Origin of the sequence: Segatella copri, from assembly GCF_949820605.1 — a bacterium.
GTDB lineage: Bacteria > Bacteroidota > Bacteroidia > Bacteroidales > Bacteroidaceae > Prevotella.
Window position 1 is genome coordinate 570,193 of the sequence record NZ_CATKVU010000006.1, and the last position, 15,247, is coordinate 585,439.

Consider the following 15,247-nt stretch of genomic DNA (forward strand, 5'->3'; position numbering starts at 1 on the left):
ATTGACTTTATGAAGCATATTCTAACCATACTTTTTGCGATGATGACATTGAGCAGCTATGCCTCGGAGCCAATTTCTTCAGATTCCCTCTCTTCTGAGAAGGTGGATACTGCCCAGCAGGTCAAGAAATCGTGGATGACACGATTCCTTGACTACTTCAATGATGCCAACAAGAACAAGCGGCATAAGCGATTCGACTTCAGTGTAATTGGAGGTCCTCATTATGCTTCCGATACCAAGTTTGGTCTGGGAATGGTGGCGGCAGGACTTTACCGCACCGATCCTAACGATAGCATCTTGCCACCTTCCAATGTATCGCTTTTCGGTGATGTCAGTTCGGTGGGCTTCTATATGTTGGGTGTTCGGGGCAATCATATAGCTCCTGCCGGTCGTTACCGCATCGATTATCATCTCTATTTCTATTCCTTCCCTTCCGATTTCTGGGGAATCGGTTACGAGATGGGCGATAACGATGACAACAAGAGTGATATGAAGCGTTGGCAGGCTCAGGCAGAGGCCAGCTTCCTGTTCAGGGTAGCCGATAACTTCTATGTGGGACCTATGGCAGCTTACGACTATGTGATAGGCAAGCAAATAGAACGACCGGAATTGCTGCAGGGGATGGATAAGCATATCTGGAATGTAGGAGCGGGCGTATCTCTGGTTTATGACAACCGGGATAATCTCACCAATCCGCACCGGGGTATCTATCTGAATCTGAAGCAGATGTTCAGACCAAAATTTATGGGTAATGATTATGCCTTCAGTACGACTCACTTCCGTTTTGATGCCTATCAGCGACTGGGCAAGGGAACGATTCTTGCCGAGGATTTCGGAGCCAATCTCAATTTCGGCAATCCTTCTTGGGGAATGATGGCAGAACTGGGAGGTACCTGTTCGATGCGCGGCTACTACGAGGGCCGTTATCGCGACAAGCATTCCCTGGAGGCTACCGTGGAGTTGCGACAGCATGTCTGGAAGCGAAATGGTATTGTGGTCTGGGCTGGAGCAGGTACCGTTTTCCCTAAGTTCTCTGCGTTGCGAAGCAGACAGATTCTGCCGAATGCAGGAGTAGGCTATCGCTGGGAGTTCAAGAAGAATGTGAATGTACGATTGGATTATGGATTTGGAAAGTCAGGACAGTCTGGCTTCCTCTTTAATATCAACGAGGCATTTTAATGATGTCTTTTCACGAAATACTTATGATGCATTTCCGTGATATGCTATATATATTTAATAAGGTGTAGTCTATGAATCATTCTATATGTAATGCTATATATAATAAGGTGTCTTCGGGCACCTTCCTTTACTGGTATGCGGTGGTGGCATTGCTGCTGCCCAATATCGCCCTGTGCTTTACCGAAAGACTTTCTTTCTGGGCGGGCGCAGCCAATGTGCTGTTGCCTCTGGCACTGTATATGTGGTTCTTTTCTGTAGCCAGATGTCCGGGCAAGATGGTATGGTGGGCATTTCTCTTTGTCTTTTTCGCCGCTTTTCAGCTGGTATTGCTCTATCTCTTCGGAACGGGAGTGATAGCGGTGGATATGTTCCTGAATCTCGTGACCACCAATCCGGGAGAAGTGATGGAACTGCTGGACAATCTGTTGCCTGCCGTGGTAGGTGTTTTTGTGATTTATCTTCCCTTGCTCATCTTGGCTGTCATCCATATCAGGAAGAAGCATCAGATATCCGTCTCTTTCCAGCATCATATCCTCAAATGGGTCATGGAGGCTGGATCCATCGGCCTCTTCTGTCTCCTTGCCTGTTATGTAGTGGTGGATGGTTACCGGATGCGCAATCAGCTTTATCCCGTCAATATCTGCTATAACCTCTATCTGGCTTTCGAGCGCAATGCGGCGTCCGAGAATTACCAGGAGGCAAGCCGTAACTTCCGGTTTGATGCCCGGAGTGGGCACGATGCGGAAGCTCCCGAAGTGTATGTGATGGTGGTGGGAGAGACGGCACGAGCCCATAATTTCAGTCTCTATGGCTATCCTCGGAATACCAATCCGCTGCTTTCCAAAACGCCGGGTATCATGGCTTTCCCTGATGCAACCACGCAGAGCAATACCACCCACAAGAGTGTACCGATGCTTCTGTCGGCAGCTTCGGCAGAGGATTTTCCACGCCTCTTTCATGAGAAAGGCATCCTGGCAGCCTTCAGGGAAGCCGGATTTCATACCGTGTTCATCAGCAACCAGTTGCCCAACCATTCGTTTATCGATTTCCTGGGAGAGCAGGCTGATGAGCATTACTTTCTGAAGAAGGAAGAATCTGTCCAGGGCAGTCATTACGATGAGGATCTGTTGCGGAAACTGGATAAGATCTTGCCGGAGGCTGATGCTTCATCCTCAGCCCATTACCGTTATCGCAAGCTCTTCGTGGTACTTCATACCTATGGTTCCCACTTCAATTATCAGGAACGTTATCCCCGCAGCTTTGCTTACTTCAAGCCTGATGGCAGGAGTGAGGCAATGCCGGAGAACCGGCGTGACCTGCTGAATGCCTACGATAATACCATCCGATATACCGATTATATCCTGCATGGGATTGTGGAGCGACTGCAGAAATGGGAGCTGGTTCAGACTAAGGCTAGGAATAAGCCGGATGGCATATATTGTCAGCCTACCTCGGCGATGCTCTATACCAGTGACCATGGCGAGAATATCTTTGATGACAATCGGAATCTCTTCCTCCATGCAGCACCGAAGGCATCTGATTACGAGCTTCATGTGCCTTTCATCATCTGGACCTCGCAGGGCTTTGATAAGAAATATCCGAAGGTAGTGAAAGCGCTGGCGGATAACCATACCAAGCAGGTTCAGACAAGTCTTTCGGTATTCCATACCCTGTTGGGCATCGGTGGCATCCAGACCCGATACCGTCAGGATGAACATTCGGTGGCAAGTGAACTGTATCACCCGGGCAGGTTGCTATATCTGGATGACCATAATGAGGCAATTCCGCAGGATGAGGCTAAATATTAGCACAAATCTTTCATCTCAGGGGGGATTTTCTTCCAATATATGAAAAGAGTTTTCGTAAATATCAATTATTTGCGAAAACTCTTTGTCGTATCTATAATTTGCTGTATCTTTGCACCCGGATTTAGATAATAATAAAAATACAGTTGTTATGGAACCAACTCGAAAAATCGAAAAGGTGGGTATGCGTAACCTCCACATGGAGGATTATGACCAGCTCGCCAAGTCGTTTAAGCGTATTTACGCAGACTCAGATGTTTTCTGGACAAGAGAACAGATCAAGAAACTCATCACTATCTTCCCTGAGGGACAGGTGGTTATTATCGTTGATGATAAGATTGTGGGCTGTGCGCTCTCTATCATCGTCAATTATAATATGGTGAAGGGTGATCATACCTATGCTCAGGTTACGGGTAATGAAACCTTCAACACCCACGATCCTAATGGAAACATTCTTTACGGTATCGAGGTATTTATCCACCCTGATTATCGTGGTTTGCGCCTGGCTCGCCGTATGTATGAGTATCGTAAGGAACTCTGCGAGAAGCTCAACTTAAAGGCTATCATGTTTGGCGGTCGTATACCAAACTATCACAAGTATGCCGATAAGATGCGCCCTAAGGAGTATATTGAGCATGTAAGAAACCGTGAAATCTATGACCCGGTTCTTACCTTCCAGCTTTCCAATGATTTCCACGTGCGCCGCGTAATCCGCAACTATCTTCCTAGCGATGAGGAGAGCGAACACTGCGCCACCCTCTTGCAGTGGGATAACATCTATTATCAGCCACCTACGGATTCTTATGTAGACCGCAAGCCAACCGTAAGAATCGGATTGGTACAGTGGCAGATGCGCCCATACGCTTCGGTGGATGACCTCTTCGAACAGGTTGAGTTCTTCGTTGATTCTGTGAGCGATTACAAGAGCGATTTCATTCTCTTCCCTGAGTATTTCAATGCACCTTTGATGGCTCGTTTCAACGACTTGGGTGAGGCGCAGAGCATCCGAAAGATGGCGCAGTATACCGAAGAAATCCGTGACCGTTTCCGTGAGTTGGCCATCAGTTACAACATCAATATCATCACGGGTAGTATGCCTTATCTCAAGGACGATTCCCTCTATAATGTAGGCTTCCTCTGCCGCAGAGATGGTAGCGTAGACATGTACGAGAAGATTCATGTTACACCAGATGAGCAGAAGTGCTGGGGATTGAGTGGTGGTAGCCATATCCAGACCTTTGATACCGATTGCGGTAAGATTGGTATCGTCATCTGCTATGATGTGGAGTTCCCTGAGTTGTCAAGATTAATGGCTGAGGATGGCATGCAGATTCTCTTCGTTCCATTCATGACCGATACCCAGAATGCTTACTCCCGAGTAAGAGTCTGTGCACAGGCGCGTGCCATCGAAAACGAGTGCTATGTTGCCATTGCGGGTAGTGTGGGCAACTTGCCACGTGTTCATAACATGGATATCCAGTATGCCCAGAGCGCCGTGTTCACCCCTTGCGACTTTGCTTTCCCTAACGATGGCAAGCGTTCAGAGGCAACACCTAATACCGAGATGATTCTCGTATCAGATGTTGACCTGAATCTCTTGAATGAGCTTCATACCTACGGTGCTGTAAGAAATCTTCGCGACCGCCGCAAGGATCTCTACGAATTGAAGCAGAAAAAGTAGGTTAAGTGAAGAGTGAAGAACGAAGAGTGAAGAATTCAATTGTATTGATATATATATATAAAGAATGTATAAGATTGACATCTCGGAGCGCACGCTCCACTTCAAGCAGCCGGCAGGCACGTCTCGTGGCGTATATACCACGAGACACAGTTATTATCTCACCCTTACATCGGATGAATTGCCGGGAGTAGAGGGAGTGGGAGAGTGTGCTACGCTCCCAGATCTCAGTTGCGATGCCAAACCGGAATATGCCGTCACCCTTAGGCAGGTGTGCCAGATGGTGGAGCAGATGGGACGCATTCCATACGATATGATTCGTGCTTACCCTAGCATTACCTTCGGTTTGGAAACAGCCTTCGCTTCGTTCTTCGATGCAGTGAAGAAGTTTTTGGAGATTGTTCCTGCTGAAGGAGCATCTTCTTCTTCAGAAATGTTGAAGCAGAAAGTGGTTTCTGTTCCAGCCGGAATGGAGAATCTTGTCAATCTTTTCGATTCTCCTTTCGGTAGGGGAGAAGAGGGCATCACCATCAACGGATTGGTGTGGATGGGAACCTATGAGGAGATGCTGGCCCGGTTGGAGGAGAAGCTCCAGGCGGGTTTCCATTGCGTGAAACTCAAAATCGGTGCCATCGATTTCTTCAAGGAACTCGATCTCATCAAGCGCATCCGTGATGTGTATACCAAGGAGCAGATTGAGTTGCGTGTAGATGCCAATGGTGGCTTTTTGCCAGAGAATGCAATGAGCCAGCTGGAGGCTTTGGCTAAATATGACATTCATTCGATAGAGCAGCCTATCAAGCAGCATCAGTGGCCTAAGATGGCTCAGCTCTGTCGCGAAACACCGCTTCCTATCGCCCTAGACGAGGAGTTGATTGGTGTGAATGTCCGGAGTATGAAGCAGGCTTTGCTCGATACCGTCCGTCCTCAGTATATCATCCTCAAGCCTTCACTTCATGGTGGCATCTATGGATGCAACGAGTGGATAGAACTGGCTAACCAGCGTGGTATCGGCAGTTGGATTACTTCTGCTCTTGAGAGTAATATCGGTCTGAACGCTATTGCTCATTATGCAGCTAAAGTATATGGTCCTAATGTCAAGATGCCGCAAGGCTTGGGTACCGGTCAGCTCTTTACTGATAATATACCGATGCCTTTGGAGATTCGTGGTGACAAACTGTTTGTAGTAAAATGACTTTAGAAGAATTCCTTTCAGAATGGAATAACGGTAGCGACCGGGTGCTGGTGCATACCAGTGGTTCCACGGGAAAGCCCAAGCCGATGATGGTAGAGAAGAAGCGAATGCTCAACTCGGCCCGCATCACTTGTGATTTCCTGGGATTGAAACCTGGCGACAGTGCCCTGCTCTGCATGTCGCTCGATTATATTGCAGGTAAGATGGTGGTGGTGCGGAGTATAGAGCGCCATCTCCATCTTATTTCTGTTTGCCCAAGTGGGCATCCTTTGAAAGATGTAAATGAAGAGATTACCTTCGCTGCGATGGTCCCGATGCAGGTTTATAATACCCTGCAGGTTCCTGAAGAGCGGGCTCGTCTCTGCCGCATCAGGCATCTTATTATCGGTGGCGGAGCTATAGATGAGGCTCTCGAACAGAAACTGAAGGCTCTTCCCGGCAATATTGCCATCTGGAGTACCTATGGAATGACTGAAACGCTCTCGCATATTGCCCTGAGAAGAATTAACGGTACTGAGGCTAGCGAATGGTACCAGCCTTTCGATAGTGTGAAAATCAGTCAGACCGATGAAGGATGTCTGGTGATAGATGCTCCGCAAGTCTGTGCTGAGCCCTTGGTAACGAACGATATAGTGGAAATAGAATCCTATATATATAATAAGGTGGAAAAACTCCGTTTTCGCATCAAAGGCAGAAAAGACAATGTGATTTGCAGCGGAGGTATCAAGATTCAGATAGAAGAGGTTGAAACCCTGTTGAAGCCTTATCTTGAAAAACCTTTCATGATAGCCAAGAAGAAAGACGGGAAGTTTGGAGAGATTGCAGTCCTCTTAACGGAAGATGAGGAGATAGAAAAAATAGAGGCGACTGTTCGCCGCCTCTTATCTGATCATAAATATTGGATTCCAAGGGAATTCCTTCATGTAGAGCATCTTCCGCTTACCGAAACCGGAAAGCCGAAGCGTGCTATCTTTCTTTAAAGGGATTCTCTGAAGAAAGATTCTTTAGCTGAATTATCCTTCTCTGAAGAAATCGAGTGCTTCCTTGATTTCTTCTGTCGTAGCAGTCTGGTTGATACGTATATCGCCTATGCCACCCAGCATCGTGAAGTTGATGATGCCATTCTGGTTCTTCTTGTCATGATGCATCAGCTCGATGAGCTCATCATAGTCATCGCAGGTAATATCCAGTGTACCATAGAATTCCTTGATGAAGTTTACGGTCTGGCGCATCTTCTCAGTAGGGAATCCAGTCTTGGCAACACTCAGATAGAGTTCTGGAATAAGGCCGAATGCCACAGCGTAACCATGCAGGATAGGCTTGCGCTTCAAAGCCCAGCTCTCAAAGGCATGACCGAATGTATGACCCAGGTTCAGCGCCTTGCGGATGCCCTGCTCGTGAGGATCCTGCTCTACAATGCGCTCCTTTACCTTCACGCTGTCGCCTACCATGCGCTGCAACTGCTTCAAATCAGGCTTGTCGAGGTCGAAACTGACCAGTTCTTCCCACATTGCTTCTGTAGAAATCAGACCGTGTTTCAGCATTTCTGCATAGCCCGAACAGATGTTTTCTGCATCGAGCGTCTTTAAGAATTCTGTATCGAGAATAACAAATTTAGAATCATTGAACACACCTACTTCGTTCTTCAGTCCGCCGAAGTTGATGCCTGTCTTTCCACCTACCGATGCATCTACCATAGCCAGCAGGGTGGTAGGGATATTGATAAAGTTGATACCTCTCTTAAAAGTGCTGGCAGCAAAGCCACCCAGGTCGGTTACCATACCCCCGCCCAGATTAATCATACAGGAGTGGCGTGAAGCTCCTCCCTCCTGCAGTCCTTTCCATACCATCATCAGACTCTCGATGTCTTTATGGCTGTCGGTAGCCGGAATAGTGATGATATGGGTTTCCTTCATGCAGTAAAAATTCTGCAATATAGGCATGCATAGTTCCAATGTCGTAGTATCTGTAAGCACAAAAAGCTTGTCGTGCTCACACTCAGAAAGTGCACTTACCAGTTCGCTTTCCAGTTGGGTTGATATGATTACTCTTTGTTCCATAACATTCTAACGTATTAATTTTTGTGCAAAGATACACTAAAATGGAGATAATACAAAAAAAAAGTTGCTAAATTTGCGTTTTTTATCTCAGAATGCATTAAACCTTGGTGTATTTAACGCGTCAAAACTACCAGATTAACAAAAATGGTCATTAAAATATCATAACGGTTAAGTGAAAATAATGGTCAGGTGGAAATAACGAACAAGTGAATATAATAACAAATTAAAAATAAGAATGAAAAAATCAATTCTAACGATGCTGCTGCTATTGATGGCAATGGCATCCTTTGCTCAACAGCGACTGATATCCGGTCAGATTACCGACCGCGATACCAAGGAAGCCATTGAGCAGGTAACTGTTCAATTGCTTAAGAGCGACAGCACGTATGTGGCTGGTGCCATCAGTAATGAGAACGGACTCTTTCATGTCACCGCTCCGGCTAATGGCAAGTATCTGCTCAAGATTTCGAGCGTAGGATACAAGTCTACCGTGAAGCGTATCCAAATTTCTGATAACAAGGATCTGGCTATGGGTAAGATAGTGCTGAATGCTGAGGCTATCATGCTGAAAGGCGCAGTGGTAACAGCCATGGCTCAGAAGGTAACTCTGAAGGAGGATACTTTCGTGTACAATTCTTCTGCCTATCGCACACCGGAAGGCTCGGTAGTTGAGGAACTCGTAAAGCGTCTGCCGGGTGCAGAGGTGAGCGATGACGGTACTATCAAGATTAATGGTAAGGAGGTAAAGAAGATTCTCATAGATGGCAAGGAGTTTATGACCGGTGATACCAAGACTGCCCTGAAGAACCTGCCTACCAGCATCATCGATAAGATCAAGGCATACGATGAGAAGAGTGATCTCTCTAAGGTGACCGGTATTGATGATGGCGAGGAGCAGACCGTGCTCGACTTCGGTGTGAAGAAGGGTATGAACAAGGGTTTGATTTCCAACATCGACCTGGGTGTGGGCAACAAGAGCCGCTATAACATGCGTGGCATGGGCGGTTATTTCAATGATAACAACCGATTCATGCTCTTTGCCAATGCCAATAACACCAGCGACCGTGGTTTCGGAGGCGGTGGACCGGGTAGAGGTTTCGGAGGTGCTAACGGTTTGAATGCCAGCAAGATGATAGCCGCCAACTACAATTACGAACTGAAGGATAAATTCAAGTTCAATACTTCACTTCGTTGGAATCACGGCGATGGCGATATTTGGAGCCGTCGTTCCAGCGAGAACTTCATGGGTAGCAGCTCTTCGTTCAGCAACAGCTTGACTCAGAATTTCTCCCGCAGCAACAGCTGGAACGGCAACATCCGCTTGGAGTGGATGCCTGATTCCATGACCAATATCCTCTTCCGTCCTTCCATCTCCTGGAGTACCAGCGATGGATTGAGTGGCAGCCAATCGGCTTCTTACAACAAGGATCCTTATACCATTACCACCAAAGACCCTCTTTCTGAGGAAGGTATTGATGAGTTGGACAAGGCTGAGGCTATGGTGAACAGTCAGTTGACTAACGGAATCACCTATTCTGATAATAACAATATCAAGGGTATGCTGCAGGTGAACCGCAAGTTGGGCAACAAGGGACGTAACATCACCTTCCGTGTGGATGCCAAATATACGGATAATGACAGCAAGAGCATCTCGCTCAACAATGCCAAGCTCTATCTTGTACAGACAGCGGAGGGTAAGGATTCTACTTATCAGACCAATCGCTATAACCTGACTCCTTCGAAGAATTACAGTTATGCGGGCCAGTTGACCTATAGTGAGCCGCTCTGGAAGGCTACCTTCCTGCAGTTCAGCTATAAGTTTACTTACAGCTACTCCAAGAGCGACCGCAGCACCTACGATTTCAGCAAGTATGCTATGAGTGGTGATCAGGAGTACCGTGGTTGGGATAGTTACCTGAATCCGTTTGCCGGTCATCTCGAAGATTACAAGGATGATGATCAGAGCCGTTTCTCTGAGTATCGCAACTACAATCATGATATACAGGTGATGATGCGATTCGTCCGTCAGAAGTATAACTTGAACTTCGGTGTGATGATTCAGCCACAACAGTCGAAGTATATCCAGGATTATCAGGGAGTGCATGTAGATACCGTTCGTAACGTGACAAATATCAGTCCAACCCTCGATTTCCGTTATCGCTTCTCCAAGATGAGTAACCTGCGCGTGAACTACCGTGGTACCACCTCTCAGCCAAGCATCTCTCAGTTGCTTGATATCACAGATAACAGCGACCCGCTGAACATCTCGAAGGGTAACCCTGGCTTGAAGCCATCGTTCACCCAGAACTTCCGATTGTTCTACAACAACTTCGTGCAGAACCACAACAAGGGTGTCATGACCTTCATCAACTTCTCAACCACCAACAATAGCATCAGCAATAAGGTGACTTACGATGAGAAGACTGGTGGTAGAATCACCCGACCTGAGAATATCAATGGCAACTGGAATGTAATGGGAGCCTTTATGTTCAACTGCTCTATCGATAGTGCCGGTGTATGGAACTTGAATACCGACACCTACTTGGGTTACGACAACTACGTGAGTTATCTGAGTCTCGACAAGCAGTCTGATTCCCAGAAGAATACCACCCGCAGTACCACTTGGAGAGAACGCCTCTCTTTCAGCTATCGCAACAACTGGCTGGAGCTTTCGCTTGATGGAACATTGAATTATAACTATGCTACAAACAAGTTGCAGCCTAACAGCAACCTCAATACCTGGCAGTTCTCTTATGGTCCTAGCATGACGCTTACAGCGCCTTGGGGTACCAGTCTGAACTCAAGCCTCTCTATCAGCAGCCGCCGCGGTTATAGCGACAGCAGCATGAATACGGATGAGTTTGTATGGAATGCGCAGCTTTCTCAGGGGTTCCTGAAGGGCAAGCCTCTTACCATCATGCTGCAGTTCTACGATATTCTCCGCCAGCAGAGCACCTTCTCTCGTGCCATTTCTGCTACATCCCGTACGGATACGGAGTATAATGCCATCAACAGCTATGCGATGCTGCACGTGATTTACCGCCTGAATCTCTTCGGAGGCAAGCAGGCTCGCGGTGGTGGACCTGAAGGTCCTGGTGGTCCTGGTGGTCGTCCAAACTTCAGTGGTCGTCCATTCAATGGCGGTTTTGGCGGTGGTCGTCCAGGCGGCAGAATGTTCTAGAAAAGAAAATGAAGTAAGCTTCATTTTAAACGATAGTAAGCCTCACTCCATGTTTACGTGGGGCTTATTTCAAACAGGTATGACGAGAAAAAAAGAAATCCCCGCTCTTCGTAATGAAGAACGGGGATTGTTATTTTGTCTTGTCAAGAAGTCTTGATTAGAGAGCGAACTTGTAACCCAATGTAATCTGGAATACAGAGTTCTTGCTATCAGCGCCGTCCATAACCTTTGTTACACCGATGTTGTAGCGAGCATCCAGACAAACATTCATGTACTCGTAAGAGATACCTACAGGAACTGAGAGGTCGAATGACTTGAATGCATCATCGAGGTTTTCAGTAACAGAAAAACCACCAGTCTTGGCTGTAACCTTGCTGCTTACCTTGAAACCTGGCTGAAGACCAGCCTTGAGAGCCAAACCCGGAGCTACGTAAACATTAGCGAGGATTGGAATGTTGAGATAATCGTTCTTGATAGTTGCTGAAGCTTTAACACCCTTTTCTTCTGCATCGCCCTTAGCTCCCTGCATAGAGTAGAGCAAACCAGCACTAAGACCGAACATAGGAGAAACGTGATACTCCAACTCTGCACCTGCCACTACACCTGCGCGAGTCTTTGAATTATCGAGGTCAGTCATGTCTGCGATGCTCAAACCTACCTTAGGCTGAATGGTGATGTCACCTGCATTGTACTGTGCGAAAGCACCTACTGAAGACAGCACCATAGCTGCCATAACGGATAATTTTTTCATAATCTCTAATATTTTAAATTAATAGTATATAATGCTCATATAAAGTATGATTGGTTATCAGTGTGTATGCTGATTCCATCATTTTTACTAGGTGCAAAGGTATGTTTTTTCTCTATTCGCTCCAAATATTTTAAGCATTATTTTTAAATAAGCAGCAAAATATCACATATAAGTTTCTATTTCGTATATTTTTAGCAATAATTATCCCAATTTTCTTGCATCGTATCTTAAAATGTTGTATCTTTGCAAAGTAAGAAAGAAAGGAAAATAATTATGACTACACAATAAAACTCCCCCTATACTCTTTGAAGTGTAGGGGGAGTTTTATTTTATTCTTCATCTTCGTCCCAGTCTTCTTCGTCAAATCCAAACATGGCGGGATCTACGAAGGCGTCCAGGGCTCGGCGTTCCTTCTTGGTTGGGCGACCAGTGCCTCGGGCCCTGTCTACGAATCCGCTGATGCGGCTCATCTCCAGGAGCTCGTATTGCTTAGGGTCGGTTACGTTTTTATAGACACCATACAGCATCTTGGCGCCTACGCGCTGCTCTATGCAGTCGAGAACCTCGAAAGAGTAGGTGATAGGGGCTTTCTTTACGCTCACCACATCGCCACGCTTGATGATGAAGGAAGGCTTTCTCGTTACGCCTCCCACCATGACGCGACCATTCTTACAGGCATCGGCAGCAATGCTGCGGGTCTTGTAAATGCGGGCAGCCCAGAGCCACTTGTCTATTCTTGCTGATTCTTTCATGATTATTTCTTTCCTAGCTTATTGTATTGGTTCATGGTGATGTCGATACCAGCCAATACGAAGCTCTTGATAATCTCTACACCCAGGTCGATGGCTGGCTGAAGCTGCTTCATGTCTTCCTCAGTATATTTGCCCAGCACCCAGTCTATCTGGCCGCCACGCGGATAATCGTTGCCGATGCCCATGCGCAGGCGGGCATAATTCTGACCGATAAGCTGCTGGATATGTCCCAATCCGTTATGGCCGCCGTTGCTGCCGTTCGCCTTCAGTCGGAAAGCACCCAGAGGCAGGGCTAGCTCATCGCTGATAACGAGCAGTCGGCTCTGGTCAATCTTTTCCTGATTCAGCCAATATCTTACCGCATTACCGCTGAGGTTCATGAATGTGGTAGGTTTGAGCAGGAAAATCTTTCTCCCCTTGAGCGTAGTCTCGGCTACGAAGCCATATCGCTTATCCTCAAAATGAATATTGGACGCTTTAGCAAAAGCGTCCAATACCATAAATCCTGTGTTGTGCCTGGTGCCGGCGTATTCATCGCCAGGGTTACCAAGCCCACAAATCAAATATTTATCCAATGTTTGATAATGCTTTACTCAGGTTCGTAAAATCTTGATGACTCAGCGATTAAGCCTCTGCATCATCAGCAGCCTGAGCTGCGAGCTGAGCGTTACGTGTCATCTTGATAGAGCAAACTACGACAGCCTTGCTTGTAGCCAACTCGAGACCCTCGAATGAGAGGTCACCTACCTTGATGCTCTTACCAATCTTCAACTCAGTAACGTCGATATCGAGGTGTTCAGGAATAACCTGGTAAGGAGCTGTAACGTTGATCTTACGGATAGAGAGGTTCATACGACCACCATCACGTACACCCTGTGCAAGACCTGTCAACTTAACTGGAATACCGATAGTGATAGGCTTCTGGTCGTTAATCTCGTAGAAGTCAACGTGCAGAGGAGCGTCTGTTGTTGGGTGGAACTGGATCTCCTTCATGATAGCTGTGTGGCTCTCACCGTCGATGATGAGGTTGATAACGTATACATGAGGAGTGTAGATGATTTTACGCAACTCAGCGAATGGAACTGCGAATGACAAAGCCTCAGGAGCACCGTTCTCACCCTTCTTCTCACCATAAAGGTTACATGGAATCAAACCTTCCTTACGCAATGTCTTAGAAGCTTTCTTGCCAAGGTCTGTACGCTTCTGACCTGTTACATTAATCTCTTTCATTTTGTGTTACTCTAAATTAAGTTATTAATAAAAAATGTGCCTTAACTCGCCATCACACGGATTAGCTTTGCTTAAAGCGGGTGCAAAATTACGAAAATTATTTGGAATGAGCAAACTTTTTGCCGAAAAACATGTTCTACATGCAGAAAAAATATTGAAAATACAATTTTTTGCTTAAATAAACTGAAATTTTTGCCCGTTTTCTTGTCTATTACCTATTTAATGTGTATTTTTGCAAGCGTATTAGGTAATTTAATAAATGAATCTTTTAAAAACATTAGAGAATGATTAATAGGGATTTGATAAGACGTAAGATTGTGCAGTTAACCTACGCATACTATCAAAACAGCGATCATAACATGGAGAACGCTGAGAAGGAGCTGATGTTTAGTCTCTCCAAGTCATACGATTTGTACAACTACATGTTGCAGCTCATCGTTGCCATCACCCAGGAGGCACGCAAGCGCTACGATGTAGATGTAGCTCGTGCCAAGAGAGAGGGTGAGCAGGAACCTTCACCACGTTTTGCATTCAATAAGTTCGCTCTGCAGCTCGAAGAGAACAAGATGCTGCTCGAATGGATAGATGTAAAGCATTCCAATTGGGATGAGGATATCGAAATGGTGCGCAAACTGTATACTGCGATTACGTCTAGCGATCTCTATGCTGATTATGTCAGCGGTGCTATTGATGAGGAACTCGCCGATCTCGACGAGTACAGCCGCGACCGCGAGGTATGGCGCCGCATCTACAAGCAGTTCATTCAGAATAATGAAGATCTTGATGCATTCCTCGAGGAGAAGAGCCTCTACTGGAACGATGACAAGGATATCATAGATACTTTCGTATTGAAGACTATCAAGCGTTTCGACCCGGAAGCTAAGGCCAAGCAGGAATTGCTGCCGGAATATAAGGATGCTGAAGACAGAGAGTTTGCACGCAAGCTCTTCCGTGCTACCATCCTCAACTGCGATACCTACCAGCGCTATATGAGCGAGGCTTTGCGCAACTGGGATTTCTCACGTCTTGCCTATATGGATGTGATTATCATGCAGATTGCCATCGCTGAGATTGTGAACTTCCCTGGCATCCCGGCTACTGTCTCTATCAACGAGTATGTAGAACTTGCCAAGGCATACAGCACTCCTCGCAGCGGCGGTTATGTTAACGGTATGCTCGACAGCATCTGCCGCGAGCTCATCAGCCGCAACCTCATCCAGAAGGAGATGCCTGAGCGTAAGCAGCATCAGCATGCACAGCACGGCGAACATGCCGGCAAACAGCGCCCAGACAACCAGCACCCAGCCAGCCGTCGTCCGCGCATTCACCGCACTCCGGGCGAGGGTGAGTAAATAACGGAGGCCTTTCTTGCTGGTCACACCTTATTTATATATAGAACATAAATAATAATAGATA

12 protein-coding genes are annotated in these 15,247 nt (G+C 46.5%); 7 read left to right on the top strand and 5 right to left on the bottom strand.

Annotated features, from left to right (window positions below):
- Nucleotides 1-39 precede the first annotated feature (39 nt).
- From RCO84_RS03350 to RCO84_RS03370, 5 genes are all read left to right on the top strand, one after another.
- Complete coding sequence (locus RCO84_RS03350; RefSeq protein WP_373690148.1) at nt 40-1,179, top strand: BamA/TamA family outer membrane protein; 1,140 nt, start codon at nt 40-42, stop codon at nt 1,177-1,179.
- 71 nt (nt 1,180-1,250) lie between these two features.
- On the top strand, nt 1,251-2,987 hold the full coding sequence (locus RCO84_RS03355) for a phosphoethanolamine transferase (RefSeq protein ID WP_317583894.1): 1,737 nt from the start codon (nt 1,251-1,253) through the stop codon (nt 2,985-2,987).
- A gap of 148 nt (nt 2,988-3,135) precedes the next feature.
- On the top strand, nt 3,136-4,665 hold the full coding sequence (locus RCO84_RS03360; RefSeq protein WP_287586057.1) for a carbon-nitrogen hydrolase family protein: 1,530 nt from the start codon (nt 3,136-3,138) through the stop codon (nt 4,663-4,665).
- Nucleotides 4,666-4,729: 64 nt separating this feature from the next.
- Nucleotides 4,730-5,857, top strand: coding sequence for an o-succinylbenzoate synthase (locus tag RCO84_RS03365; RefSeq protein WP_317583898.1), 1,128 nt, complete (start codon nt 4,730-4,732; stop codon nt 5,855-5,857).
- On the top strand, nt 5,854-6,837 hold the full coding sequence (locus tag RCO84_RS03370; protein ID WP_317583899.1) for an AMP-binding protein: 984 nt from the start codon (nt 5,854-5,856) through the stop codon (nt 6,835-6,837). Before RCO84_RS03365 ends, RCO84_RS03370 begins: the two co-directional genes overlap by 4 nt.
- A 33-nt stretch (nt 6,838-6,870) precedes the next feature.
- Here RCO84_RS03370 and aroB read toward each other — a convergent pair whose 3' ends face one another.
- On the bottom strand, nt 6,871-7,917 hold the full coding sequence (gene aroB, locus RCO84_RS03375; protein WP_287860336.1) for a 3-dehydroquinate synthase: 1,047 nt from the start codon (nt 7,915-7,917) through the stop codon (nt 6,871-6,873).
- A gap of 235 nt (nt 7,918-8,152) precedes the next feature.
- Between aroB and RCO84_RS03380 the strand changes: the two genes are divergently transcribed.
- The gene (locus tag RCO84_RS03380; RefSeq protein WP_317583900.1) at nt 8,153-11,098 is read left to right on the top strand and encodes a TonB-dependent receptor; all 2,946 of its coding nucleotides are present in this window, start codon (nt 8,153-8,155) and stop codon (nt 11,096-11,098) included.
- A 157-nt stretch (nt 11,099-11,255) separates the two neighbouring features.
- On the opposite strand, the gene RCO84_RS03385 is transcribed toward RCO84_RS03380, so the two are convergent.
- From RCO84_RS03385 to RCO84_RS03400, 4 genes are all read right to left on the bottom strand, one after another.
- Nucleotides 11,256-11,849: a porin family protein gene (locus RCO84_RS03385; protein ID WP_317583902.1), complete on the bottom strand. Its 594-nt coding sequence runs from the start codon at nt 11,847-11,849 to the stop codon at nt 11,256-11,258.
- A 329-nt stretch (nt 11,850-12,178) separates the two neighbouring features.
- A complete protein-coding gene (locus RCO84_RS03390; RefSeq protein ID WP_022121567.1) occupies nt 12,179-12,601 on the bottom strand; it encodes an RNA-binding S4 domain-containing protein in 423 nt (140 codons plus the stop codon).
- Nucleotides 12,602-12,603: 2 nt separating this feature from the next.
- On the bottom strand, nt 12,604-13,176 hold the full coding sequence (gene pth / locus RCO84_RS03395; RefSeq protein ID WP_006847297.1) for an aminoacyl-tRNA hydrolase: 573 nt from the start codon (nt 13,174-13,176) through the stop codon (nt 12,604-12,606).
- A gap of 49 nt (nt 13,177-13,225) precedes the next feature.
- Nucleotides 13,226-13,831, bottom strand: coding sequence for a 50S ribosomal protein L25/general stress protein Ctc (locus RCO84_RS03400; protein WP_144152176.1), 606 nt, complete (start codon nt 13,829-13,831; stop codon nt 13,226-13,228).
- Nucleotides 13,832-14,115: 284 nt separating this feature from the next.
- Between RCO84_RS03400 and nusB the strand changes: the two genes are divergently transcribed.
- Nucleotides 14,116-15,183, top strand: coding sequence for a transcription antitermination factor NusB (nusB, locus tag RCO84_RS03405; protein ID WP_144152179.1), 1,068 nt, complete (start codon nt 14,116-14,118; stop codon nt 15,181-15,183).
- Nucleotides 15,184-15,247 lie beyond the last annotated feature (64 nt).

Excerpts from the sequence above, each read along its gene's own strand:
- RCO84_RS03385 (WP_317583902.1), bottom strand. The coding sequence starts at position 11,849 with ATGAAAAAATTATCCGTTATGGCAGCTATGGTGCTGTCTTCAGTAGGT.
- RCO84_RS03380 (WP_317583900.1), top strand. The coding sequence starts at position 8,153 with ATGAAAAAATCAATTCTAACGATGCTGCTGCTATTGATGGCAATGGCA.
- RCO84_RS03365 (WP_317583898.1), top strand. The coding sequence starts at position 4,730 with ATGTATAAGATTGACATCTCGGAGCGCACGCTCCACTTCAAGCAGCCG.
- RCO84_RS03370 (WP_317583899.1), top strand. The coding sequence starts at position 5,854 with ATGACTTTAGAAGAATTCCTTTCAGAATGGAATAACGGTAGCGACCGG.
- aroB (WP_287860336.1), bottom strand. The coding sequence starts at position 7,917 with ATGGAACAAAGAGTAATCATATCAACCCAACTGGAAAGCGAACTGGTA.
- RCO84_RS03400 (WP_144152176.1), bottom strand. The coding sequence starts at position 13,831 with ATGAAAGAGATTAATGTAACAGGTCAGAAGCGTACAGACCTTGGCAAG.
- RCO84_RS03390 (WP_022121567.1), bottom strand. The coding sequence starts at position 12,601 with ATGAAAGAATCAGCAAGAATAGACAAGTGGCTCTGGGCTGCCCGCATT.
- RCO84_RS03355 (WP_317583894.1), top strand. The coding sequence starts at position 1,251 with ATGAATCATTCTATATGTAATGCTATATATAATAAGGTGTCTTCGGGC.
- RCO84_RS03360 (WP_287586057.1), top strand. The coding sequence starts at position 3,136 with ATGGAACCAACTCGAAAAATCGAAAAGGTGGGTATGCGTAACCTCCAC.
- RCO84_RS03350 (WP_373690148.1), top strand. The coding sequence starts at position 40 with ATGATGACATTGAGCAGCTATGCCTCGGAGCCAATTTCTTCAGATTCC.
- nusB (WP_144152179.1), top strand. The coding sequence starts at position 14,116 with ATGATTAATAGGGATTTGATAAGACGTAAGATTGTGCAGTTAACCTAC.